This is a genomic window from Caballeronia glebae (assembly GCF_001545035.1).
Lineage (GTDB): Bacteria > Pseudomonadota > Gammaproteobacteria > Burkholderiales > Burkholderiaceae > Caballeronia > Caballeronia glebae.
Genome location: NZ_FCOJ02000032.1, coordinates 52307 through 74229, shown reverse-complemented (window position 1 = coordinate 74229; position 21923 = coordinate 52307). Strand labels below are relative to the sequence as shown.

At 64.8% G+C, this 21923-nt stretch carries 20 protein-coding genes; 15 read left to right on the top strand and 5 right to left on the bottom strand.

All coding sequences use genetic code 11. The features are described from left to right. Positions 1–51: 51 nt before the first annotated feature. Positions 52–525 carry a hypothetical protein gene (locus tag AWB82_RS21510; RefSeq protein ID WP_086970838.1) on the bottom strand — a complete coding sequence of 158 codons (474 nt, stop codon included), beginning with the start codon at positions 523–525 and terminating at the stop codon, positions 52–54. A 250-nt stretch (positions 526–775) separates the two neighbouring features. On the opposite strand from AWB82_RS21510, the gene AWB82_RS21505 reads away from it, so the two are divergent. The 7 genes from AWB82_RS21505 (at position 776) to AWB82_RS21475 (ending at position 12159) form a co-directional block, all read left to right on the top strand. Further along, positions 776–1357 carry a DJ-1/PfpI family protein gene (locus tag AWB82_RS21505; protein WP_086970814.1) on the top strand — a complete coding sequence of 194 codons (582 nt, stop codon included), beginning with the start codon at positions 776–778 and terminating at the stop codon, positions 1355–1357. A gap of 192 nt (positions 1358–1549) precedes the next feature. After that, the gene (locus tag AWB82_RS21500) at positions 1550–1855 is read left to right on the top strand and encodes a hypothetical protein (RefSeq protein WP_086970812.1); all 306 of its coding nucleotides are present in this window, start codon (positions 1550–1552) and stop codon (positions 1853–1855) included. Positions 1856–2364: 509 nt separating this feature from the next. Next, complete coding sequence (locus AWB82_RS21495; RefSeq protein ID WP_086970810.1) at positions 2365–3198, top strand: IclR family transcriptional regulator; 834 nt, start codon at positions 2365–2367, stop codon at positions 3196–3198. A gap of 323 nt (positions 3199–3521) precedes the next feature. Next, the gene (locus tag AWB82_RS21490; protein ID WP_086970808.1) at positions 3522–4889 is read left to right on the top strand and encodes an MdtA/MuxA family multidrug efflux RND transporter periplasmic adaptor subunit; all 1368 of its coding nucleotides are present in this window, start codon (positions 3522–3524) and stop codon (positions 4887–4889) included. A gap of 27 nt (positions 4890–4916) precedes the next feature. Next, positions 4917–8036, top strand: coding sequence for an MdtB/MuxB family multidrug efflux RND transporter permease subunit (locus AWB82_RS21485; RefSeq protein WP_086970806.1), 3120 nt, complete (start codon positions 4917–4919; stop codon positions 8034–8036). A 3-nt stretch (positions 8037–8039) separates the two neighbouring features. Beyond that, entirely contained in the window at positions 8040–11375 is a 3336-nt protein-coding gene (locus AWB82_RS21480) for an efflux RND transporter permease subunit (protein ID WP_086970805.1), read from the top strand. Between the two features lie 91 nt (positions 11376–11466). Then, positions 11467–12159 (top strand): SDR family oxidoreductase, encoded by a 693-nt coding sequence (locus AWB82_RS21475; protein WP_086970803.1) that lies wholly within the window; start codon positions 11467–11469, stop codon positions 12157–12159. Here AWB82_RS21475 and kdpE read toward each other — a convergent pair. From kdpE to AWB82_RS21455, 4 genes are read right to left on the bottom strand one after another with little or no spacing between them, the layout of a single operon-like run. Beyond that, positions 12135–12833: a two-component system response regulator KdpE gene (gene kdpE / locus AWB82_RS21470; protein ID WP_086970801.1), complete on the bottom strand. Its 699-nt coding sequence runs from the start codon at positions 12831–12833 to the stop codon at positions 12135–12137. The genes AWB82_RS21475 and kdpE overlap by 25 nt on opposite strands. 45 nt (positions 12834–12878) lie before the next feature. Next, on the bottom strand, positions 12879–13853 hold the full coding sequence (locus AWB82_RS21465; RefSeq protein WP_086970799.1) for a quinone oxidoreductase family protein: 975 nt from the start codon (positions 13851–13853) through the stop codon (positions 12879–12881). Between the two features lie 24 nt (positions 13854–13877). Further along, positions 13878–14267 carry a methylglyoxal synthase gene (locus AWB82_RS21460; protein ID WP_008350620.1) on the bottom strand — a complete coding sequence of 130 codons (390 nt, stop codon included), beginning with the start codon at positions 14265–14267 and terminating at the stop codon, positions 13878–13880. Positions 14268–14282: 15 nt separating this feature from the next. Beyond that, complete coding sequence (locus AWB82_RS21455; protein WP_086970797.1) at positions 14283–15062, bottom strand: SDR family oxidoreductase; 780 nt, start codon at positions 15060–15062, stop codon at positions 14283–14285. Between the two features lie 211 nt (positions 15063–15273). Between AWB82_RS21455 and upp the strand changes: the two genes are divergently transcribed. The 8 genes from upp (at position 15274) to AWB82_RS21415 (ending at position 21916) form a co-directional block, all read left to right on the top strand. Further along, positions 15274–15927, top strand: coding sequence for a uracil phosphoribosyltransferase (gene upp, locus AWB82_RS21450; protein WP_086970795.1), 654 nt, complete (start codon positions 15274–15276; stop codon positions 15925–15927). Between the two features lie 332 nt (positions 15928–16259). Beyond that, positions 16260–16988 carry a YebC/PmpR family DNA-binding transcriptional regulator gene (locus AWB82_RS21445; RefSeq protein ID WP_086970793.1) on the top strand — a complete coding sequence of 243 codons (729 nt, stop codon included), beginning with the start codon at positions 16260–16262 and terminating at the stop codon, positions 16986–16988. Between the two features lie 256 nt (positions 16989–17244). Continuing rightward, positions 17245–18546, top strand: a complete 1302-nt coding sequence (purD, locus tag AWB82_RS21440; RefSeq protein WP_086970836.1) for a phosphoribosylamine--glycine ligase — start codon at positions 17245–17247, stop codon at positions 18544–18546. A 132-nt stretch (positions 18547–18678) separates the two neighbouring features. Beyond that, on the top strand, positions 18679–19638 hold the full coding sequence (gene hemF / locus AWB82_RS21435) for an oxygen-dependent coproporphyrinogen oxidase (protein WP_086970791.1): 960 nt from the start codon (positions 18679–18681) through the stop codon (positions 19636–19638). Then, positions 19629–20306, top strand: coding sequence for a nicotinate-nucleotide adenylyltransferase (locus tag AWB82_RS21430; protein ID WP_086970789.1), 678 nt, complete (start codon positions 19629–19631; stop codon positions 20304–20306). Before hemF ends, AWB82_RS21430 begins: the two co-directional genes overlap by 10 nt. A 2-nt stretch (positions 20307–20308) precedes the next feature. After that, a complete protein-coding gene (gene rsfS / locus AWB82_RS21425; protein ID WP_086970787.1) occupies positions 20309–20761 on the top strand; it encodes a ribosome silencing factor in 453 nt (150 codons plus the stop codon). A gap of 15 nt (positions 20762–20776) precedes the next feature. Further along, complete coding sequence (rlmH, locus tag AWB82_RS21420; RefSeq protein ID WP_086970785.1) at positions 20777–21247, top strand: 23S rRNA (pseudouridine(1915)-N(3))-methyltransferase RlmH; 471 nt, start codon at positions 20777–20779, stop codon at positions 21245–21247. Positions 21248–21301: 54 nt separating this feature from the next. Continuing rightward, entirely contained in the window at positions 21302–21916 is a 615-nt protein-coding gene (locus tag AWB82_RS21415; protein ID WP_086970783.1) for a Maf family protein, read from the top strand. Positions 21917–21923 lie beyond the last annotated feature (7 nt).

The window sequence follows — 21923 nt, the reverse complement described above, 5'->3', positions numbered from 1 at the left end:
TTAAGCCCATTCGCGTTGATTTTTCAGATGAATCGGCGTCGATGCCTTGTGTTACTTGTCCATTTCCGTGCGCGTACCGCTGGATTCGGACGTCGGCCCCGCGACCGAACCCTGCGCGCTCGCCTGAGGATTCGACGCGCCGCCGTCCTTCGCGGACCATTCTTGCAGCTTGCGCCCCGCCGACTGCAAGCCCGCGCCCGTCGCGCTCGCGGCGTTGTTGATCGCGGCGTTCGTGGCGCTCGCCGCGCCATCGAAGTTCGATCGCGCCGTAGCGGCGACGCTGCTCGCGGAGACGTCGGGCATCGATCCGGCGTTGTCGATGTTCTGCTGCGCCGATTGCCGGGCCGCATCGACCTTCTGGCCGACGTAGCTCGCCGCCTGGTCGAATTTCTGGTTCGTCTGGCTCGCGAGGTTGTTGAATGCGCCCGCCGCCTGTCCAGCGGTCGCGTCGTGCTTCTCGCACGCGGCCAGCACGCCGAGCGCCGCAAGCGTCACGACGATTCGGCTCATAGGAGTCATCTGCATGGTGTTACCTTCCGCCTGATTTAGTGCGCATTCGAGCGCACGCCTGCACATCGCGCCCGCGCACCATCGCGCGCCGCGCATTTCATCTCAAAACTCGCGCACATCATACGCTGCCGGCGCGACGTCGCTCGCCGAACGCGGTTCGCGTGTCACATGCGAGCCACGGCGCCGATAGTAGACTGATCGACGCGGCGCGCGCGGGCGCGCGGCATCGAACATCCGACGACCCATTCCATAAACGAGGTTAGCGATGGCTGCCAAGAAGATTCTCTTTCTCACCGGCGATTTCGCCGAAGACTATGAAACGATGGTCCCGTTCCAGGCTTTGCAGGCCGTCGGCCATACGGTCGATGCAGTGTGCCCCGGCAAGCGGCGCGGCGACACCGTGAAGACGGCGATCCACGATTTCGAAGGCGACCAGACTTACACGGAGAAGCCGGGCCACCGCTTCACGCTCAATGCGAGCTTCGACGATATCGATCCAGCCCGTTACGACGCCCTCGCGATCGCCGGCGGCCGCGCGCCGGAATATCTGCGACTCGACGATCGCGTGCTGGAACTGGTGCGCCATTTCGCGAAGGCGAACAAACCTATCGCCGCTGTCTGCCACGGCGCTCAGTTGCTCGCGGCGGCGGGCGTGATCGAGGGACGGCGCATTTCCGCGTACCCGGCGTGCGCGCCCGAGGTGCGGCTCGCGGGCGCGACCTTCGCCGATATCGCCGTCGACGACGCCATCACCGATGCGAATTTCGTCACCGCGCCCGCATGGCCTGCTCATCCGGCGTGGATCAGGCAGTTTCTCGCGCTGCTCGGCACACGAATCGAACTTTGAAACCTTGCATCGCAGGGGAACCTTGCTGGCGCTCGACATCAGCGCCAGCCTTTCAGAACGCCTTCGCACACGACATCGTTGTGAAAACCGGCATATAGAATTTTCCCTCTATATTTAGGAGACTTCTGGTTCTAGCGGCATCGGCGATTGACATATATTTCGCCCGTCCCTGTTCCCACGAAGTCTCGCACCATGCTCTTCATGAATGTCGCCGTCATCCTCGTCGCCGGATTGATGCTGTTCGAGCCGTTCACTCGCGCGCCCGCCTCACGCTTCACGACTCCGCGGATGCGGCGCAATGTCGCCCACCGCGCGTTCTGTCAGGCGGGCGCGGCATTCTTCGCCGCTCTGCTCATCGCGACGAACCCGCCGCCGGATCACATTTCGCCGCTCCTCGTGTACGCGGTCGCTCTATTGCTCACAGGCGCGGCCGTCTACTGGCTCCGCCGCGGCAAGCGCCTGCTCAGGCAGCCGCGCGTGTTTGCCAACATGTTTTGACGCTTCCGACGCGGCGCACTTTGCGCCGCGTCGTGCTTTCGGCCAATTTGAAGATCGCTGCCGCTCGTTCGTCTGGTCCGGCAGCAGCACTCGTCATCCAATATGGCGCTTGCCTTCGGGTATATTCGCGCCCAAGTGTTTCAGCGAACGCAGAGACGAAAAAAAAGGCGCTACGTTTCCGTAGCGCCTTAAAAGTTCTAGCCATTCCGAGGGCCGTGCTAGAACCTGAGAGCCTGTCTTTCGAGCACCGGGCGGAAAGCGCTGGCGCGCACGTCACTTCCGGTTTCGAAATTCAATTCCATTTTTTCCGGTATCACTGCCTAAGTCAAGCAAAATTTCATGCTACGGGCAACTGCCCACGTTTCGTTCAACACGCGGTTATTTTCAAAAAGCTTCATTGCAGATGCAGCTTATTGTTAAGGCTTGCATCGTTTGCAAGTTTCCCGCTCCTGCCTTGTAGAATTACGTCACGCCATCAAACAAAACGATGTTTCATAAAACGAATGCCTATGCACAATGAATCATCGATGGGCCGCGAACGTGTCCGGGAGAAAGACGGTGAAGAAGTCACGGCGCTCGCCCGCGGACTCGACGTACTGCGCCGGATTGCCGCCGCCGACGCGCCCGTCAGCAATCGCGAACTGACCGACTGGACCGGTATTCCGAAGCCTACGATCTCGCGCATTACCGCGACGCTCGTGGGCGCTGGTTTGCTGCACCGCCTGCCCGACAGCGAGCGTTTCGTGCTGACGGCTTCCGTTCTCGAACTGAGCAACGGATTTTTACGCAATTTCGATATTCGTGCACGCGCCCGCCCGTTTCTCATCCGGCTTGCGGAGCGCACCGGTTTGTCCGTGCACCTCGCCGTGCGCGATCGTCTGGAGATGGTTGTAATCGATGCCATTCGGCCACGATCCGCTGTGCTCGTCTCGCGACTCGAAGTCGGCAGCAGGATGGACCTGAGCCGCACGGCCGTCGGACGCGCGTACCTCGCGGTGTTGTCGGAGGCGGATCGGCGTGCGTTGCTCGGCAGTTTGCAGACGGCATCGGGCGACGACTGGCCGGCCATCGCGGGCGGCCTGCAACGCGGCCTCGACGATGCGTCGCGCCTCGGCTTCGCAACCTCCCTCGGCGAGTGGCATCACGGATTGAACGCGGTCGCGGCGGGCTTCGTCGGGCCGTCCGAGGAACGCTATTCGGTCAACTGCGGCGGCGCCGCGCATCAGTGTCCGCGCGATATATTGATCGACGAGATCGCGCCCGCGCTGCTCGACTGCGTCGATCAGATCACGCGCGAAATCGGCGGAACGCACGCGACGAACGCCGCGCGCGCCGCCGGTTAGACTACGCCACGGCAGCCACGCGGCCGAAACATATCGAAAGCGCGCTTCGATGCGCGTGTAACAGTCGTAATCAACAGAAAGAATGGCCGGTGGACGGCCCCGGGTGCGGGACGTAGCATCATGCTTCGCGCGCACCGGGGCCGCGCCAAATTGTTCGCCTGGCTTGACAGGCAGCCTTTCCAGCCGCTTTCAACGGTCCCTGCATTATTCCCGGCCTCCGCTTCGGTCGCGGTTCATGCGCGCGGCGCACTGCTTCGCGCTTGAACCGTGATCGCCGCTCGTCCGCGCTCCGAACAGATTTGAAAGACCCAGCCTCCGAACCGATGGACGACCAAAAGAATCCTCCCGGGCAATCGCGCCCAACGCCTCCTACGCCTGCCGCCATCGAATCCGCTCCGCGGCGGCGCAAGATCGTGCCGCTTATCGTCGCGATCCTGATCGTCGCCGGCGCGATCGTCTGGTGGCATCCGTGGAATCGCGGCGAAAGCGGCGGCCCGAGCGGCCAGCCGGATGCGCGTCAAGGCTCAAGGCGCGGTGCGGCGAATCCGGCGAACCAGCCGCAGCCGGTGCACGTCGCGACCGTCACACAAGGCGAAATGCCCGTCGTCATCAATTCGCTCGGCACTGTCACGCCGCTCGCGAACGTCACGGTCAAGACGCAGTTGAACGGCACGCTGGTCGACGTCGCCTTCAAGGAAGGCCAGATGGTCAGGAAGGGCGACGTGCTCGCGCAGATCGATCCGCGCCCGTATGAAATCTCGCTGCGCAACGCGGAAGGCGCGCTCGCGAAAGACCAGGCGCTCCTGCAAACCGCGCGCCTCGACCTGCAGCGCTACCAGACGCTGCTCTCGCAGGATTCCATCGCGAAGCAGCAGGTCGACACGCAAGCGTCGCTCGTCAAGCAGTACGAAGGCGCGGTGAAATCGGACCAGGCCAACGTCGATACCTACAAGCTCGACCTGACCTACGCGCGCATCACGGCGCCGGTGTCGGGGCGCGTCGGCCTGCGTCAGGTCGATCCGGGCAACTACGTGACGACGGGCGACACGAACGGCGTCGTCGTCATCACGCAGTTGCAGCCGATCAGCGTGATCTTCACCACGTCCGAAGACAATCTCGCGGCCATTCTCAAGCCGCTGCACGCGGGCACGAAGATGTCGGTGACGGCCTACGACCGCACGAACACCACGTCGCTCGAAGCGGGCTATCTCGAAACCGTCGACAACCAGATCGACACGACGACCGGCACCGTGAAGCTGCGCGCCACCTTCGACAACAAGGAAAGCATGCTCTTCCCGAACCAGTTCGTGAACACGAAGCTGCTCGTCGATGTCATCAAGAACGCGACCATCGTGCCGACCTCGGCGGTGCTGAACGGCTCGTCGGGCGCGTTCGTCTATGTCGCGAAGCCGGATAACACCGTGACCGTGCGCAACGTGAAGACCGGCCCGGTCGACGGCGAGCGCACCAGCATCAAGTCCGGCCTGCAAGCGGGCGAGCGCGTGGTTATCGACGGCTCCGACCGCCTGAAGGAAGGCGCGAAGATCACGATTCCGGCCGAGAAGCCGAAGGCCGCGTCCGGTGCGTCCGGTGCATCGGGCGCCGCGCCGGCTTCGGCGGCTTCGGCGGCTTCGGCGGCTTCGGGCGCGCGGCACGGCGGCCATCGGCGTCAGCAGTCGCAGCAGCCGTAATCCCACGCATCACGTAACGAATCCGGCATGAATCCATCCCGCATTTTTATTCTGCGTCCGGTCGGCACGGCGCTCCTGATGGCGGCGATCATGCTGGTCGGCCTCGTCGCGCTGCGCTTTTTGCCGCTCTCGGCGCTGCCTGCCGTCGACTATCCGACGATCCAGGTCCAGACGTTCTATCCCGGCGCGTCGCCCGACGTGATGACATCGAGCGTCACCGCGCCGCTCGAAAAGCAGTTCGGGCAGATGGCGAGCCTGAACCAGATGTCGTCGCAAAGCTCGGCGGGCGCATCGGTCATTACGCTGCAGTTCAGCCTCGACTTGCCGCTCGACATCGCCGAACAGGAAGTGCAGGCGGCGATCAACGCGGCGGGCAACCTGCTGCCGTCCGACCTGCCCGCGCCGCCGATCTACGCGAAGGTGAATCCCGCCGACGCGCCGATCATGACGCTCGCGGTCAGCTCGAAGACCTTGCCGCTGACACAAGTTCAGGATCTCGCCGACACGCGCCTCGCGCAGAAAATCTCGCAAGTGGCGGGCGTCGGCCTCGTATCGGTGAGCGGCGGCAATCGCCCCGCCGTGCGCATTCGGGCAAACACGCGCGCGCTGGCGTCATACGGCCTGAACATCGACGATTTGCGCACGACGATCTCGAACCTCAACGTCAACACGCCGAAGGGCAACTTCGACGGTCCGACGCGCGCTTACACGATCAACGCGAACGATCAGCTCACCGACGCCAACGCCTACAAGAGCGCGGTCGTCGCGTATCGCAACGGCCGTCCGGTGATGCTTACGGACGTCGCGAGCATCGTGGAAGGACCGGAGAACACGAAGCTCGGCGCGTGGGTCGATTCGACGCCCGCGATCATCCTGAACGTGCAGCGTCAGCCGGGCGCGAATGTTATCGCCGTTGTCGACGGCATCAAGAAAATCCTGCCGCAACTGCAGCAAGCGCTGCCCGCGGCACTCGACGTGCGCGTCGTCACCGACCGCACCACGACCATCCGCGCATCGGTTCGCGACGTGCAGTTCGAGCTCGCGCTGTCGGTCGTGCTGGTCGTGCTCGTCATCTATCTGTTCCTCGCGAACGTCTACGCGACCATCATCCCGAGCTTGTCGGTGCCGCTGTCGCTCGTCGGCACGCTCGCGATCATGTACTTGTGCGGCTTCTCGCTCGACAACCTCTCGCTGATGGCGCTGACCATCGCGACCGGCTTCGTCGTGGACGACGCCATCGTGATGATCGAGAACATCGCGCGCTACGTCGAGGAAGGCGAATCGCCGCTCGAAGCGGCGCTGAAGGGCTCGAAGCAGATCGGCTTCACCATCATCTCGCTGACGGTTTCGCTCATCGCGGTGCTGATTCCGCTGCTCTTCATGGGCGACGTGGTCGGCCGCCTGTTCCATGAATTCGCGATCACGCTCGCCGTGACCATCGTCATTTCGGCAATCGTCTCGCTCACGCTCGTGCCGATGATGTGCGCGAAGCTGCTGCGCCACACGCCGCCGAAGGACAGCAAGCGCTTCGAGGCGCGCGCGCACCGGTTCATCGATTACGTGATCGGGCGTTATGCCGTCGCGCTGACCTGGGTGCTCGAACGTCAACGCGCGACGCTGTTCGTCTTCGTGCTCACGCTCGTTCTGACCGCCGTGCTGTACGTGTACATTCCGAAGGGCTTCTTCCCGACGCAGGACACGGGCGTGATCCAGGCGATCACGCAGGCGCCGCAGGCCGCTTCGTATCAGGCCGTCGCCGACCAGCAACAGGCGCTCGCGAAGAAGATCCTGCAGAATCCGGACGTCGAAAGCCTGACGTCGTTCGTCGGCGTGGATGGCTCGAACATCACGCTCAACAGCGGGCGCATGCTCATCAACCTGAAGCCGCGCGACGATCGCGACGACACGTCGAGCGACATCATCCGCGCGATCCAGAACGACGTCGCCGATATTCCCGGCATCAAGCTTTACATGCAGCCGGTGCAGGATTTGACGATCGATTCGACCGTCAGCCCGACGCAGTATCAGTTCATGCTGACCGACCCGAACGCGGCGGAATTCGCGGAATGGGTGCCGAAGCTCGTCGAGCGGCTGCAACACACGGCGGTCCTGGCGGACGTCGCCACCGATCTGCAACAGAACGGCCAGTCGGTGTACATCGAGATCGACCGGGAGACGGCCGCGCGCTTCGGCATCACGCCCGCGACCGTGGACAACGCGCTCTACGACGCCTTCGGCCAGCGCATCATCTCGACGATCTTCACGCAGTCGAACCAGTACCGCGTGATTCTCGAAGCCGAACCGTCCGACGCGCATTACAGCGAAACCCTCAACGGCATCTACCTGCCCTCGTCCACCGCGACCAACGGCCAGGTGCCGCTCTCGGCCATCGCGAAGTTTCACGAACGCGCCGCGCCCTTGCTCGTCACGCACCTCGGCCAGTTCCCGGCGACGACCGTCTCCTTCAATCTCGCGAAGGGCGCGTCGCTCGGCGAGGCCGTGAAAGCGATAGACCAGGCCCAGCAGGAAATCGGTTTGCCCGCGTCGTTCCAGATCCGCTATCAGGGCGCGGCGCTCGCGTTCCAGGCGTCGCTGTCGAACGAACTGTTCCTGATCCTCGCGGCCATCGTGACGATGTACATCGTGCTCGGCGTCCTGTACGAGAGCTTCATCCATCCGATCACGATTCTCTCGACGCTGCCTTCCGCGGGCGTCGGCGCGCTGCTTTCGCTGATGATCACCGGGCACGATCTGGACATCATCGGGATTATCGGCATCGTGCTGCTGATCGGCATCGTGAAGAAGAACGCGATCATGATGATCGACTTCGCGCTCGAAGCGGAGCGCGATCAGGGCAAGCCGCCGCGCGAAGCGATCTTCCAGGCGTGTCTGCTGCGCTTCCGCCCGATTCTCATGACAACGATGGCCGCGTTGCTCGGCGCGCTGCCGCTGATGCTCGGCTGGGGCGCGGGCTCGGAGCTGCGGCGTCCGCTCGGCGTTGCGATCGTCGGCGGTCTGATCGTGTCGCAATTGCTCACGCTGTTCACGACGCCCGTCATCTATCTCGGCTTCGATTCCCTCGCCCGCAAGCTGCGTGCGCGTTTTCATCGCGCTGCGCCGCCGGCGCCGGCCAGCGAGGGACGCTGAGCCATGAACATGTCGCGCATCTTCATCGGCCGGCCGGTAGCGACGACGCTGCTCGCGATCGGCATCGCGCTCGCGGGCATGTTCGCGTTCGTGCGGCTGCCGGTGGCACCCTTGCCGCAGGTCGATTTTCCGACGATCTCCGTGCAGGCGTCCTTGCCGGGCGCAAGCCCGGAGACGGTGGCGACGAGCGTCGCGAGTCCGCTGGAGCGGCATCTGGGCACGATCGCCGACGTGAGCGAAATGACCTCGATGAGCGCCGTCGGCACGACGCGCATCACGCTGCAATTCGGTCTGAATCGCGACATCGACGGCGCCGCGCGCGACGTGCAGGCCGCGATCAACGCCGCGCGCGCCGACCTGCCGACCTCGCTGCGCCAGAACCCGACGTACCACAAGGTCAACCCCGCCGACGCGCCGATTCTCGTGCTCGCGCTCTCCTCGCCCACGCGCACGGCGGGCGCGCTCTACGACTCCGCCGCGACCGTGTTGCAGCAAACGCTCTCGACCGTGCCGGGCGTCGGCGAGGTCGATGTGAGCGGCTCCGCGAATCCGGCCGTGCGCGTCGAGCTGGAACCGGGCGCGCTGTTTCACTACGGCATCGGGCTGGAGGACGTGCGCGCCGCGCTTGCGTCGGCGAATGCGAACAGTCCGAAAGGCGCGATCGAGTTCAAGGGCACCCACGTCCAGCTCTACACCAACGATCAGGCGAGCAAGGCCGCGCAGTACAAGAGTCTCGTGGTCGCGTACCGCAACGGCTCGGCGGTGAAGCTTTCGGACGTCGGCGAAGTGGTCGATTCGGTCGAAGATTTGCGCAATCTCGGTCTCATCAATAACAAGCGCGCGGTGCTCGTGATCCTGTATCGGCAGCCGGGCGCGAACATCATCGAGACGATCGACCGCGTGAAGTCCATGCTGCCGCAGTTGCAGGCCGCGCTTCCCGCCGACGTGCTGATCACGCCGACCGCCGACCGCTCCACGACCATCCGCGCGTCGCTGCACGACACCGAGCTCACGCTCGTGATCGCGGTGGCGCTCGTCGTGATGGTCGTGTTCCTGTTTCTGCGCAACTGGCGCGCGACCCTGATACCGTGCGTCGCCGTGCCGATATCGATCATCGGCACCTTCGCCGCGATGTATCTGCTCGGCTTCTCGCTCGACAATCTCTCGCTCATGGCGCTGACCATCGCGACGGGCTTCGTCGTCGACGATGCGATCGTCGTGCTGGAGAACATCACGCGGCACGTTGAGAAAGGCGTCCCGCGCAGGCAGGCGGCCATACTCGGTGCGCGCGAGGTCGGCTTCACGGTGCTGTCGATCAGCCTGTCGCTCGTCGCCGTGTTCCTGCCCATTTTGCTGATGGGCGGCATCGTCGGGCGGCTGTTCCGCGAATTCGCGCTCACGCTGTCGCTCGCGATCGCGGTGTCGCTCGTCGTGTCGCTGACCGTCACGCCGATGATGTGCTCGCGCCTGCTCCAGGAGCCGCACGAGCGCAAGCAGGAAGGCCGCGTCGGGCGCTGGCTGGAACGCCAGTTCGATCGCATGCAGCGCGGCTATGCGCGCACGCTCGGCTGGGCGCTTGCGCATCCGCGCACGATTCTCGTGGTTCTGCTCGCGACCGTCGGGATGAACGTTTTTCTGTACATCATCGTGCCGAAGGGCTTTTTCCCGCAGCAGGACACGGGGCGCATCATCGGCGGCATTCAGGCGGACCAGAGCACGTCGTTCCAGGCAATGAAAGTCAAGTTCGCGGAGATGATGAAGATCGTCGAAGCGGACCCGGCCGTGGACAGCGTCGCGGGCTTCACGGGCGGGCGCTCGACGAACTCGGGCTTCATGTTCATTTCGCTCAAGCCCAAGAACGTGCGCAAGGTTTCCGCCGATCAGGTGATTAGCCGCTTGCGCCCGCAGCTCGCGGACGTCGCCGGGGCGCGCACTTTCCTTCAGGGCGTGCAGGACATTCGCGTGGGCGGGCGGCAATCGAACGCGCAGTATCAGTTCACGCTGCTGTCCGACTCCACGGCCGATCTCTACAAGTGGGGGCCGATTCTCACCGAGGCGCTGCAAAAGCGCCCCGAGCTCGCCGACGTCAACTCCGACCAGCAGCAAGGCGGGCTGGAGGCGATGGTCACGTTCGACCGCGCGACGGCGGCACGCCTGAACATCAAGCCCGCGCAGATCGACAACACGCTCTACGACGCGTTCGGCCAGCGGCAGGTCTCGACCATCTATAACCCGCTGTCGCAGTATCACGTGGTGATGGAGCTCGCGCCGAAATACTGGCAAGACCCGGAGATGCTCAAGCAGATCTACATCAGCACGTCGGGCGGGACGGCGAGCGGCTCGGCATCGACGCAATCGACCACGACGTCCGGCGCGGCGACGACCGCGTCCACATCCGCGACGGGGTCGACGGGCGCGGGCGGATCGTCGACGAGCAGCGCCGACACCACCGCCTCCCTCGCGCTCGCCGCCGTGAAGAACTCGGCGACCAACGCGATCGCGGCGACGGGCAAGAACGGTTCGTCGTCGGGCGCGGCGGTGTCGACATCGAAGGAAACGATGGTGCCGCTCTCGGCAATCGCGAAATTCGGGCCGGGCAACACGCCGCTTTCCGTGAATCACCAGAGCCAGTTCGTCGCCTCGACGATTTCATTCAATCTGCCGCCGGGCAAGTCGCTGTCCGACGCGACCGCCGCGATCTACGAAACCATGGCCGAACTCGGCGTGCCGCAAACCCTGCATGGCACCTTCCAGGGCACGGCGCAGGCGTTCCAGCAATCGCTCAACGACCAGCCGCTCCTGATTCTCGCGGCGCTGGCGGCCGTCTATATCGTGCTCGGGATTCTGTACGAGAGCTACATCCATCCGATCACGATTCTCTCCACGTTGCCGTCCGCGGGCATCGGCGCGCTGCTCGCCTTGCTGCTGTTCAAGACGGAGTTCAGCATCATCGCGCTGATCGCGGTGATTCTGCTCATCGGCATCGTGAAGAAGAACGCGATCATGATGGTCGACTTCGCGATCGAGGCGACGCGCCACGGCGCGCAGACGCCGCAGGACGCGATCCGCGAGGCGTGTCTGCTGCGCTTTCGCCCGATCATGATGACGACCGCGGCCGCCCTGCTCGGCGCGCTGCCGCTCGCGTTCGGCACCGGCGAAGGCTCGGAGATGCGCGCGCCGCTTGGCATCGCGATCGTCGGCGGACTGATCGTGAGCCAGATGCTGACGCTCTATACGACGCCCGTCGTCTATCTCTACATGGACCGCTTCCGCATTCGCGCGGAACAACGGCGTGCGCGCCGCGAGGGTCGCGCGCGTCCGGCGAACGCGGCGGAGTAAAAATGCTGCGGGCGCAAACGCGTCCCGCGGCACGCCGCAAAGAAATCACCTACTTTGTCGGGTAGAGACCCACGGCGAAGGAGCGTTTCGCATGAAAACGCTGAAGGTTCTGCTGATCGGCGCGCACGGCCGCACGGGCCGGCTGATCGCCGCGCGCCTGCACGAGGACGCCATGCCGTTTCGCGCGATGCTGCGCAAGTCGGCGCACAAGAGCGAGTTCGCGGCGATGGGCGCGGAAATCGTGCTCGGCGACCTGACCCACGACTTTTCCCACGCCTTCGACGACATCACGCATGTGATCTACGCGGCCGGATCGGCGGAAAACGAAGGCGTGCACGAGGAGCGCGCGATCGACCGCGACGCCGTCATGCGCACCGCCGATTACGCGAAGCGCCGGCGCGTGCAGCAACTCGTCGTCGTGAGCGCGCTGTCGGCGTTCGATCCCGCGCACAGCGGATTTGCGCTACGCCACTATTCGCGGATGAAGCGTGAAGCCGACGAATACGTCGCGCATCGCGGCGTACCTTTCGTGATCCTTCGGCCCGGACCGTTATCGGACGAGCCGGGGCGCGGGACTATCGCGCCCGTCGGCGAACTCACGGAACACAAGCCCGAAGTCGCGCGGGCGGACGTCGCGCGCATCGCGGTGCGCTGCGTGACGCTCGGCATCCGCAACCGGATGATCGCGTTCGTCGGCGGCGACGAGCCTATCGATAGCGTGCTCGATTCGCTCAGGCCCGAAGCCGCGCACGCCAGCCGTCACACCACACCGACGAGCCTGTAACCGACGCCCGTTTCCGTCACGATATGTTCGGGCTGCGCGGGATCGCCTTCGAGCTTCTGCCGCAGATGCGCCATGTAGATGCGCAGATAATGCGGGCTTTCGACATGCGACGGCCCCCACACTTCCACCAGCAATTGCCGATGCGTGAGCACGCGCCCCGCGTGCCGCACGAGCGTCGATAGCAGCCGGTATTCGATTGGCGTCAGATGCACGTTTTCGCCGTTTTTCATGACGCGGCGCAACGCGAGATCGACGGTTACGCCGCCGAAAGACACGACCGGCGTCTCGCTCGCGGAGGCCTGATTGCGCCGCCGCAGATGCGCGCGAATCCGCGCCATCAGTTCGGAAACGCCGAAGGGCTTCGTGAGGTAATCGTCGGCGCCGGCATCGAGCGCGGCGACTTTCTCTTCCTCCTGCGTACGCGCCGAAAGCACGATGATCGGCAGTTCGGTCCAGCCGCGCAGTTCCCGAATCACGTCGATGCCGTCGGTGTCCGGCAAACCGAGATCGACGATCACGAGATCGGGCTTGCGCGTCGCGGCTTCGACGAGGCCCTTCTGACCCGTTTCCGCCTCGTGGACCGTCATGCCCTGCGCTTCGAGCGACACGCGCACGAAGCGGCGAATCTGCTTTTCGTCCTCGATCAGGACGACGGTAAAGGACGGCTCGCTCATGTTTTCAATCGATCGTTATGGTGACGAACCGCCCGACGCTACACGTCAAGGCAGAAGAATCGTCGAGCCGGTCGTCTTGCGCGCTTCGAGGTCCTGGTGCGCGCGCGCCGCATCGGACAACGGATAACGCTGGCGCACGTTCGTCTTCACCTTGCCCGAGGACACGACATCGAACAGTTCCGCCGCCATCGCATCGAGATCGCCGCGCTTGGCGATGTAGCTGAAGAGCGTCGGCCGCGTGAAAAAGAGCGAGCCGCGTCCGGCGAGTTCGGACGAATCGAGCGGCGGCAGCGGTCCCGACGAATTGCCGAAGCTCACGAACAAGCCGAGCGGCGAAAGGCAATCGAGCGACGCGATATACGTGTCCTTGCCAATCGAATCGTAGACGACGGGCACGCCCGCGCCGTTGGTGATTTCGCGCACGCGCTGCGCCAGGTTCTCGCGCGTGTAGACGATCGGGTAGTCGCAGCCGTGGGCCTTCGCGAGCTCGGCTTTTTCCTCCGAGCCGACCGTGCCGATCACCGTCGCGCCGAGCGCCTTCGCCCACTGGCACGCGAGCATGCCGACGCCGCCGGCAGCCGCGTGGATCAGCACCGTGTCGCCCGCCTTCACGCGATACGTCCGGCGCAGCAGATATTGCGCGGTCAGACCTTGCAGCATGATCGACGCGGCATCGTCGTAGCCGATCGAATCGGGCAGCCTGACGACGTAATCCGCCGACATCACGCGCTCTTGTGCATAGGCGCCCGGCGGCCGCGATGCGTACGCGACACGATCGCCCGGCGCGAACTGCGTGACGCCCTCGCCCACCGCCGTCACCTCGCCCGCCGCTTCCATGCCGAGGCCGCCCGGCAGCGGCATCGGATACAGGCCGGTGCGAAAGTACACGTCGATGAAATTCAGCCCCACCGCGTGATGCTTCACGCGGATCTCGCCTTTGCCCGGCGCGCCCACGTCCACATCGACCCACTTCATGACTTCGGGGCCGCCTGTCTTGTCGAATCGGATTGCCTTGGTCATCGCTCGTTCATCTCCTTTCGTGCTTCAGGACGCCCGCGCAAAGCGCAGGCGCAAGTCGTCGAGAATCATGCGCGCCGTCGCGATGTTGGTCGCGCACGGCACGTTGTGCACGTCGCAGGCGCGCACGAGCGCGTTGATGTCGGGCTCGTGCGGCTGCGGAGTCATCGGGTCGCGCAGGAAGATCACGATATTCACGCGCCCTTCCGCCAGTTCCGCGCCGATCTGCAGGTCGCCGCCGTGCGGGCCGGACAGCTTGCGCTCGATCTCCAGCCCGTGCGCCGCCGCGATGCGCCCGCCGGTCGTGCCGGTCGCGACAAGATTGCATTGCGCGAGCGTGTCGACGAATTCGCCCGCGAGCGTGACGATGTCGTCCTTCTTCATGTCGTGCGCGATGAGCGCGACGCGTGTGGTCATGTGCGTGCTCCTCGGTCAGTAGGTGCCAGGGTAGGCGCCGCCGTCGATCAGCAGATTCTGACCGGTGATGTAGCCCGCATGCACGCTGCACAGGAACGCGCACGCGCGGCCGAACTCTTCCGGCGTCCCGAATCGTCCCGCGGGCAGGCTCTGCGCACGGCGCGCGCGCATGTCCTCGATCGAGATGTTCTGCGCTTTGGCCTGCGCTTCCATCGTCACGGCGATACGGTCGGTGTCGAACGTGCCCGGCAGCAGATTGTTGATCGTGACGCCCGTCGATGCGACCTTGCGCGCGACGCCCGCGACGAAACCGGTCAGGCCCGAGCGCGCGCCGTTGGACAGGCCGAGCACGTCGATCGGCGCCTTCACCGACGAACTCGTGATGTTCACCACGCGCCCGAAGCCGCGCTCGATCATCCCGTCGATGGTCGCCTTGATCAGCTCGATCGGCGTCAGCATGTTGCCTTCGAGCGCCTTGATCCACATGTCGTGCGTGAAGGTGCGAAAGTCGCCCGGCGGCGGGCCGCCCGCGTTGTTGACCAGAATGTCCGGCGCGGGACAGGCGGCGAGCGCGGCGGCGTGGCCTTCGGGCGTCGTGATGTCGCCCGCGACGGTTTTCACGTCGACGCCGTAGGTCGAGCGGATGTGCGCCGCCGTCGCTTCGAGCGTTTCCGCCGTGCGCGCGGTGATCACCAGATTCACGCCTTCGGCGGCGAGCGCTTCGGCGCATCCGCGTCCGAGTCCCTTGCTCGCCGCGCATACCAGCGCGGTGCGACCCGCGATTCCCATATCCATCGTTCATCTCCTTGTCATTGTCGCGATCGGCGTACAGACGCCCCTCGCGCAATTCTAGAAGAATCGGGGCGGCAACGTCGGCGGGCGTTCGGGGTCGCGCGCGATTCTTCTTAGGCGTGGGGCGGGCTTTTGGGTAAACTGTCGCCACTGTCCGCTCCCCGAGCGTCAGAGGCAGAAATCACACGAGCAGGACGCGCCGCGCGCGAGACCCATGAAACAAGACAGTCGCTTTCCCAATCTCTTCATCCTCAATCACCCGCTGATCCAGCACAAGCTCACCCACATGCGCGACAAGGACACGTCCACGCGCACGTTCCGCGAGCTTCTGCGGGAAATCACGCTGCTGATGGGCTACGAAATCACCCGCAATCTGCCGCTCACGACCAAGCTCGTGGAAACGCCGCTCGTCGAGATCGACGCTCCGGTTATCGCCGGCAAGAAGCTCGCGATCGTGCCCGTGCTGCGCGCGGGCATCGGCATGTCGGACGGCTTGCTGGATCTCGTGCCGTCGGCGCGTGTCGGGCATATCGGCGTGTATCGGGCGGAGGATCATCGTCCGGTCGAGTATCTCGTGCGTCTGCCACCTGATCTGGAAGAGCGCGTCTTCATCCTGTGCGATCCAATGGTCGCGACGGGCTACTCGGCGGTGCACGCCGTCGACGTCATGAAACGTCGCAACGTACTGGGCGAGAACATCGTGTTCGTCGCGCTGGTCGCGGCGCCCGAAGGCGTGCAGGTGTTCCAGGACGCGCATCCGGACGTGAAGCTCTACGTCGCGTCGCTCGATTCGCATTTGAACGAGCATGCGTATATCGTTCCGGGTCTCGGCGACGCCGGCGATCGTCTCTTCGGCACGAAGAATTAAGCGTCTGCCTGAATTGCGCTGACCGTTGCTCCGACCGCCGCGCCGTTCGCGCGGCGGTTTGCGTTTACGGCGGCCTTCGCGCGATTTCGTCGCGATTCGCCGTAATTTCGGCCGGTTCGCGCCGCTTTCCAGGTTTCCGCCCTCGCGCCGCGGTACTGGGAGCGCGCGCCGCCATGCTAAAATTTCGGTCTGTTTCCAACCCGGGTCAGGCCGGATCCAACGATCCCCGAGCGAACCCGGCCGCGCCCCGACGAGCGCGCGGCGGACAGACACATTCAGCACGACAGCACACTAGGCGCCCGGCTTCAGTCCGCGCGCGATGGAGAAACGTAATGGCGGGTCATTCGAAATGGGCCAACATCAAGCATAAGAAGGCCGCGGCCGACGCGAAGCGAGGCAAGGTCTGGACGCGCCTCATCAAGGAAATCCAGGTCGCGGCGCGCATGGGCGGCGGCGAGGCCGATACGAACCCGCGCCTGCGTCTGGCCGTCGACAAGGCCTACGACGCCAACATGCCGAAGGACAACATCAACCGCGCGATCCAGCGCGGCATCGGCGGCGTGGATGGCGCGAATTACGAGGAAATCCGCTATGAAGGCTACGGCATCGGCGGCGCGGCCATCATCGTCGACACGATGACGGACAACCGCACCCGCACCGTCGCGGAAGTGCGCCACGCGTTCTCGAAGTTCGGCGGCAACATGGGCACGGACGGCTCGGTGTCGTTCATGTTCGATCACGTCGGCCAGTTCCTGTTCGCGCCCGGCACGCCGGAAGACAAACTCATGGACGCCGCGCTCGAAGCCGGCGCCGACGACGTCGTGACGAACGAGGACGGCAGCATCGAAGTGGTCTGCCCCGCCAACGATTTCCAGAAGGTGAAGGACGCGCTCGAAGCCGCGGGCTTCAAGGCGGAACTCGCCGAAGTGACGATGAAACCGCAGTCGGAAGTCGAATTCAGCGGCGACGACGCAGCGAAAATGCAAAAGCTGCTAGACGCGCTCGAAAATCTCGACGACGTGCAGGAAGTCTATACAAACGCCGCGATCAACGAAGACTGAGCTTCGGATCGCAGGGGCGCGGCGGCATCGCAGTCCGCCGCGGCCTCGCATGGAACATCTTTCGCTTCGGCTCGCACGCCGGAGCAGCGCCGCGCAACCTTCGCGGCGCGGCATCGCATTTGGAAGGCGCGTGACGCAGCCGATGTCAGCGCGAGCCGCCTTCGCGGCGTTATGACGAATGTCATGCGCGCGCTTCACGGTCGATGCGCCCGCCGCTTTTTCTCAAGCTGCTTTTTGTCAGGATTCGGGGATTCACATGAAGTTACTCGTCGTCGGTTCCGGCGGCCGCGAACATGCGCTGGCCTGGAAGCTCGCGCAATCGCCGCGCGTGCAGATCGTCTATGTGGCGCCGGGCAACGGCGGCACCGCGCAGGACGACCGCCTGCGCAACGTCGACATCACGGACGCGGCGGAACTCGCCGATTTCGTCGAAAAGGAACATGTCGCGTTCACGCTCGTCGGGCCGGAGCAGCCGCTTGCCGCGGGCATCGTCAATCTGTTTCGCTCGCGCGGCCTGAAAATCTTCGGCCCGAGCAAGGAAGCCGCGCAGCTCGAAAGCTCGAAGGACTTCGCGAAGGCGTTCATGAAGCGCCACAACATCCCGACCGCCGAATACGAGACGTTCTCCGAACTCGCCGCCGCGCACGCGTACATCGACGCGAAAGGCGCGCCGATCGTCGTCAAGGCTGACGGCCTCGCCGCCGGCAAGGGCGTCGTCGTCGCAATGACGCTCGAAGAAGCGCACGCCGCCGTCGATTCGATGCTCGCCGACAACAAACTCGGCGATGCGGGCGCGCGCGTCGTGATCGAGGAGTTCCTCACGGGCGAGGAAGCCAGCTTCATTGTGATGGTGGACGGCAAGCACGTGCTGCCGCTCGCCTCCAGCCAGGACCACAAGCGCCTGCTCGACGCCGACCGCGGCCCGAACACTGGCGGCATGGGCGCGTATTCGCCCGCGCCGATCGTCACGCCGCAACTGCACGCGCGCGTGATGCGCGAGATCGTCCAGCCGACGGTGCGCGGCATGGAAAACGAAGGCATCCGCTTCACGGGCTTCCTGTACGCCGGCCTGATGATCGACGCGAACGGCAACCCGAAGACGCTCGAATTCAACTGCCGCATGGGCGACCCCGAGACGCAGCCGATCATGGCGCGTCTGAAGGGCGACTTCTCGAAGGTCGTGGAAATGGCGATCGACGGCAAGCTCGACGCCGTCGATCTCGACTGGGACCGCCGCACGGCGCTCGGCGTCGTGCTCGCGGCGCACAACTATCCGGACACGCCGCGCAAGGGCGACCGCATCAGCGGCATTCCCGCGGAAACCGAGAATTCCGTCACTTTCCACGCGGGCACGACGCTTACCGACGGCAAGCTCACGACCTCGGGCGGGCGCGTGTTGTGCGTCGTCGGACTGGCGGATTCCGTGCGTGGCGCGCAGTCCGTGGTCTACGATACAGTCAACCAGATCTCGTTCGACGGCATGCTGTATCGCCGGGACATCGGCTATCGGGCGGTGAACCGCAAGCAGCCGGCGGAAAAACCGGGCGACAAGCACTGAAATACGCGGCCTGCGCCGCACGAGCACACGCGCTGCCGGACCTCGTGTCCGGCAGCGCGCTTTTGTGAGTTTTAAAACGAAGGGTTAACCCCCGCCCTTTTATGGCCGCCCACAGGGCGCACGCAGCAACCGATGAGTGAACCGAACCGCAGCACGGCACAACGCAACGAACACGACGCAGCCCACGATATCGGGGCCGTGCGCGACTATCTGACGGGCCTGCAAACGCGCATCGCCGATGCGCTCGGCGCCTTCGACGGCACGGCGTTTGCCACCGACGCGTGGACCCGCGAGCCCGGCGCGCATCTGCGCGGCGGCGGCGTGACGCGCATTCTGGAAGGCGGCGGGTTTTTCGAGCGCGGCGGCATCGGCTTTTCGGACGTGCAGGGCGACGCGCTGCCGCCCTCCGCGAGCGCGGCGCGTCCGCAACTCGCCGGACGCGGTTTCGAGGCGCTCGGCGTGTCGCTCGTCATGCATCCGCGCAATCCGCACTGCCCGACCGCGCACATGAACGTGCGCATGCTCACGGCGACGAAAGAAGGCGAAGCGCCGATCTTCTGGTTCGGCGGCGGCATGGATCTCACGCCGGTCTACGGCTACGAGGAAGACGCGCGGCATTTCCATCGGGTTTGCCGCGATTCTCTCGATCCGTTCGGCGCGGAGCTTTATCCGCGCTTCAAGACGTGGTGCGACGAGTATTTCTATCTGAAGCACCGCAACGAGCAGCGCGGTATCGGCGGAATTTTCTTCGATGACTTCTCGGAGCCGGGCTTCGAGCGCTCGTTCGCGATGATGCAAAGCGTCGGCGATGCGTTCCTGAAAGCGTATCTGCCGGTCATCGAGCGCCGCCGCGACACGCCCTACTCCGAGCGCGAGCGCGAGTTTCAGGCGTACCGGCGCGGGCGTTACGTCGAGTTCAATCTCGTGTTCGACCGCGGCACGCACTTCGGCCTGCAAAGCGGCGGACGCACCGAGTCGATTCTGATGTCGATGCCGCCGGTGGCGAACTGGCGCTACGACTGGAAACCCGAACCCGGCACGCCGGAAGCGCGGCTCTACGAAGACTTCCTGGTGCGGCGGGAATGGCTGTGACGCCCTGCGTGAAGCGCGTCGGCCTGCTCGGGGGCACTTTCGATCCGATCCACAACGGGCATCTCGCGCTCGCGCGGCGCTTCGTCGAGTTGCTGCAACTGACCGAACTCGTGCTCCTGCCCGCCGGTCAGCCGTGGCAGAAGGCGGGCGTATCGGCGCCGGAGCATCGGCTCGCGATGACGCGCGCCGCGGCGGATTCGCTCTCGCTCGATGGCGTTCAGATCGTCGTCGCCACCGACGAAATCGACCGCCAGGGCGACACGTATACCGTCGACACGCTCGCGCACTGGCGCGAACGCGAAGGCGCTGACGCATCGATTTCGCTGCTGATGGGCGCGGACCAACTGGTCAAGCTCGATTCGTGGCATCGATGGAAACGGCTCTTCGACTACGCGCACATCTGCGTGGAAACGCGCGCCGGCTTCGACGTTTCGACCCTGCCCGCCGAAGTCGCGGCCGAATTCGAAGCACGCCGCGCGGCGCCCGAGGTTTTACGCGCGAGCCCGCACGGTCATATGCACATCGACGAAATGCTGCTTCTCGACGTATCCGCCACGGCGATCCGCGAAGAAGCGCGTTCGGTAAACGGCGCGACCGACGCCCGCGCTCAGGTCCCATCGGCTGTATGGGACTATATTGTTCAACATCACTTGTATCAGACACGATAACTATGGAACTTCAGAAGCTTCAACGCGCGATCATCGACGGTCTCGAAGACGTCAAGGCGCAAGACATCAAGGTCTTCAACACGACCCATCTGACATCGCTGTTCGACCGCGTGGTCGTGGCGAGCGGCACGTCGAACCGCCAGACCAAGGCGCTCGCCAACAGCGTGCGCGAGAAGGTCAAGGAAGCGGGTGGCGACATCATCTCCACGGAAGGCGAGGAGATCGGCGAATGGGTGCTGGTCGATTGCGGCGACGCGGTCGTGCACATCCTGCAACCAGCGCTGCGCCAGTACTACAACCTCGAAGAGGTGTGGGGCGACAAGCCGGTGCGCGTGAAGCTGCAAAAGCCGAGCATGTTCGGCGGCGCGAACGTCACCGCCGATGAAGACGAGGAAGACGAAGACGACGCGCCCGCCGTCAAACGTCCCGCGCGCAAGACCGTGCGCAAGCACTGACGCCGCTTTCGTTTCATGAAGCTGGTCATCCTCGCCGTCGGACACAAGATGCCCGACTGGATCTCGAATGGCTTCGATGAATACGCGAAGCGCATGCCGCCCGAACTGCGCATCGAGCTGAAAGAGATCAAGCCCGAGCAGCGCTCGTCGGGACGCAATGCCGAGAGCGTGATGGCCGCCGAAAAACAGCGCATCGAAGCCGCCTTGCCGAAGCACGCGCGCGTCGTCGCGCTCGATGAACACGGCCGCGACTGGACCACGATGCAACTCGCGAACGCCCTGCCCGGCTGGCAACAGGATGGGCGCGACGTCGCGTTCGTGATCGGCGGCGCGGACGGTCTCGATCCGGCCGTGAAGGCGCGCGCCGAACTGTTGCTGCGCGTGTCGAGTCTCACGCTGCCGCACGGCATGGTGCGCGTGCTGCTCGCCGAACAGCTTTACCGGGCGTGGAGCATCACGCAGAATCATCCCTATCATCGCGCGTGAGGCTGCTTCGACGCTGGATCGAATGCCGCGCGCGCCATTCGAATCCAGATCAAGATGCCGACTCATCCCTACGTTTATCTCGCCTCGCAAAGCCCGCGCCGTCAGGAGTTGCTCCGTCAGCTCGGCGTGCAGTTCGAACTCCTTCTTCCTCGTTCCGATGAAAACGCCGAAGCGCTCGAAGCCGAGCTGTCAGGCGAAAGCGCCGATGCGTATGTCGTGCGTGTGTGCGCGTTGAAAGCACGGGCGGCGCGCGCGCGGCTGCTTGCGGGCGGCTTCGCTCCCGCGCCGATTCTCGTCGCCGATACGACCGTCACCATCGACGGACTGATCCTCGGCAAGCCGCTGCACGAAGAAGACGCCGTCGCGATGCTCGAACGCCTCGCGGGGCGCGAGCACGAAGTGCTGACAGCGCTCGCCGTCGTCGATGCCGATGGCGCGCTGCTCGACCCCGCGCTCTCGCGCTCGACGGTGCGTTTCTCAAGCGCGGATCGTGCTGCGCTGCAGCGCTACGCGGCATCGGGCGAGCCGCTCGGCAAAGCGGGCGCGTACGGCATACAAGGCCGCGCGGCGGAGTTCATCGAGCGAATCGACGGGTCCTATTCGGGTATCATGGGTCTGCCCCTTTTCGAAACCGCAGCTCTCTTGCGCCTGGCGCGCGTCGCATTCTAAACAGGCC